Raw genomic sequence first — 3,032 nt, forward strand, 5'->3', positions numbered from 1 at the left:
TTCCTCCTTAGCTCAGTTGGTAGAGCGACGGACTGTTAATCCGCAGGTCGCTGGTTCGAGCCCAGCAGGAGGAGCCACTTTTAAAGCCGCATCACTTGATGCGGCTTTTTTGTATCTGCTTTATACGTCATTTCTCGCTTTCCCATTTATCTGCACTTCATTTCTAAACATCAGCGAATATTAAATCCTTTCTTCAAAAACACTTATTTCACGCTAAAAATTTAATCCTCATCGTAATTTCAATACGCATTAGTATCCGAGCATATTTATCTTCACTAAGATGCCCGAGTTATTACATTTCTTCTTTTAGCTATGCCTTGCATAGTGATAACACTTTATTTGTGAGCTAAATATGAAACTAAAAACTCAAGCCTATTTATTATCTGCAATCATATTGCTAGCTCTCCTAGCTCTGACCGCAACGGGCTTATGGACACTTCGCGTCGCAAGTAACCTTGATAACAAAGCTCGAGTTACTGAGCTATTTAAAAGTGCGTACAGCATACTTACCGAAGTAGAAAAGATGGCTATCGAAGGCAAAATGCCGGAAGACGAAGCGAAAGCATTAGCCACTCACCTACTTCGTAACAATATCTATAAAGACAACGAATACGTTTATGTCGCAGATGAAAATATGATGTTCATCGCCGCACCACTAGACCCTCAACTGCACGGAACCAGCTTCCATGACTTTAGAGATGGCAGTGGTAATAGCGTAGGCCAACTCATTCTAGATGTATTGGGGCACAAAACAGGTCAGATCGTTGAATATACCTGGAGCCAAAGACAAGCAGATGGCAGCATTGAAGAAAAACACTCGATAGCAGAAAAAACACCACACTGGGGCTGGGTTGTCGGTACAGGTATTGGCTTTAATGAAGTTAACGCACGTTTTTGGTCGACAGCACAATGGCAGCTTGTGCTGTGTCTGATTATCGCGGGAAGTATTCTAAGTGGCCTGATCATTTCGATTCGCAAAATGCTTAATCTACTTGGTGGTGAGCCTAACGATGTGCGCAAAGCAGTTCAAGCTGTCGCTCAAGGAGACATTCAGACCAGTTTTGATACTGTGGCACCGAGAGGAAGTATCTATCGTGCCGTGCAAGATATGAGTCAATCACTAGCTACTATGGTGACAAACCTAGAGAAGTCTATGCATGCACTGCGCGCAGAGTTGTCTGCCGTAGAAGCTCGATCAAATACGATTGCCGATCTTACCGTATCTCAGCAGCAATCAACGGCGATGATTGCCACTGCGATGACTGAAATGGCATCTTCAGCCAACCATGTTGCCAATTCAGCAAGCGACACCGCAAACAATACGGACGAGGCTGACAAACAAAGCCAACATACTCAGAAACTCATTCATAACACGGTTGAAAACATTCAAGGTTTAGCTTCTCAATTAAATACTGCGAGTAAAGCGGTCGCCGATCTAGATCAGGATGTAAATAATATTGTAAAAGTGCTCGATGTGATTGGTGATATTGCAGAGCAAACAAACCTATTGGCACTCAATGCAGCCATTGAAGCAGCACGTGCTGGAGAACAAGGCCGAGGCTTCGCAGTCGTTGCTGATGAGGTACGCAACCTAGCAGGACGCACACAAGACAGCACAAAAGAGATTCAGTATATGATCTCCAATCTGCAAGAAGGCTCTCGCAATGCCATTCACACAATGGAAATATGTGCAGAAACCAGTGAAAGCACTGTTACAGAGTCTAAGAATGCCTCTGAAGCTCTACAGCAAATTGTAACGGCGTTAGAATCTATCACCACAATGAGCCAGCAGATCGCTACTGCTGCCGCTGAGCAGACGCAGGTTAGCGATGATATTGCGCTACGCATAAACCTTATCGAGGAAAGCGGAGGCCAACTCAACTCTGTCGTAACCGAGAGCCAATCAAGTACTCAAAGTTTAGCTTCACTAGCGAATGAGCTAGAAGGTTGGGTAAACAAGTTCTCAGTAAAGCACTAGTTTAAAGTCAATTGTTCAATAAAAAGCACGTTTTCAGACGTGCTTTTTTGTTTTTATCGCCTTTATTTTGCAAGTGAACACACTATCAATGTTAAAACATCGCTTAAAGCATGGCGCATTGCTGCTAAAAACGCATAAAAACAGCCCACTCCGAGCACAAATTCATCAAACGATATTTTATTTTAATTTTATTGTTGACCTGAAAGCCGAAAAGCCTTTTAATACACCTCGTCGCCCGGATAGCTCAGTCGGTAGAGCAGAGGATTGAAAATCCTCGTGTCGGTGGTTCGATTCCGCCTCCGGGCACCACAATTTATTAATTGTTGGTGCTTAGCACGAACAATGTTAAAGAATAAAATGTGCCGACTTAGCTCAGTAGGTAGAGCAACTGACTTGTAATCAGTAGGTCACCAGTTCGATTCCGGTAGTCGGCACCATTTATTCTCTTAAAAAGACAATTCCTCCTTAGCTCAGTTGGTAGAGCGACGGACTGTTAATCCGCAGGTCGCTGGTTCGAGCCCAGCAGGAGGAGCCAATTTTCATTATTAAGTTAATAACTTATTAATGACATTGTGCCGACTTAGCTCAGTAGGTAGAGCAACTGACTTGTAATCAGTAGGTCACCAGTTCGATTCCGGTAGTCGGCACCACTTATTAAAATTTGTTCCTCCTTAGCTCAGTTGGTAGAGCGACGGACTGTTAATCCGCAGGTCGCTGGTTCGAGCCCAGCAGGAGGAGCCATATTAGAAGAAGCCGCATCACTTGATGCGGCTTTTTTGTATTAGTTTAAAGCTAAGCTCTCTCCTACCCCATAACGAAATAACATAAGCGCTTTGATTATTAAAAACCGCTTACCGCAAGCTAACTATCGACTCACTAAGTAACCAGAAAATATTAACCACAAACGCGCGTGGCAAATGGTATGCCTTTCAACTAAAAAAAAGCTAGGTAAAAACCTAGCTTTTTAATTCAATCGGTGTGCCGTCCTAAATAAGGTTGACACTTTCCACCCCCAAAATTGGAGAGTGTTATGAAATCAACAACTAAAAGAACT

The 3,032-nt window shown here is 43.3% G+C and carries 1 protein-coding gene and 6 tRNA genes; all 7 read left to right on the top strand.

Annotated features, from left to right (window positions below; all coding sequences use genetic code 11):
- Window position 1: 1 nt before the first annotated feature.
- A tRNA-Asn gene (locus R7P74_RS24505) sits at window positions 2–77 on the top strand.
- Between the two features lie 275 nt (window positions 78–352).
- Window positions 353–1,978, top strand: a complete 1,626-nt coding sequence (locus tag R7P74_RS24510; protein ID WP_005384495.1) for a methyl-accepting chemotaxis protein — start codon at window positions 353–355, stop codon at window positions 1,976–1,978.
- Window positions 1,979–2,211: 233 nt separating this feature from the next.
- Window positions 2,212–2,287 (top strand) — tRNA-Phe (locus tag R7P74_RS24515).
- A gap of 52 nt (window positions 2,288–2,339) precedes the next feature.
- Window positions 2,340–2,415, top strand: a tRNA-Thr gene (locus R7P74_RS24520).
- Window positions 2,416–2,437: 22 nt separating this feature from the next.
- Window positions 2,438–2,513 (top strand) — tRNA-Asn (locus R7P74_RS24525).
- Window positions 2,514–2,552: 39 nt separating this feature from the next.
- Window positions 2,553–2,628: transfer RNA gene (locus R7P74_RS24530), tRNA-Thr, on the top strand.
- Window positions 2,629–2,643: 15 nt separating this feature from the next.
- A tRNA-Asn gene (locus R7P74_RS24535) sits at window positions 2,644–2,719 on the top strand.
- Window positions 2,720–3,032 lie beyond the last annotated feature (313 nt).

The sequence above is a fragment of the Vibrio sp. 2033 genome (assembly GCF_033339735.1).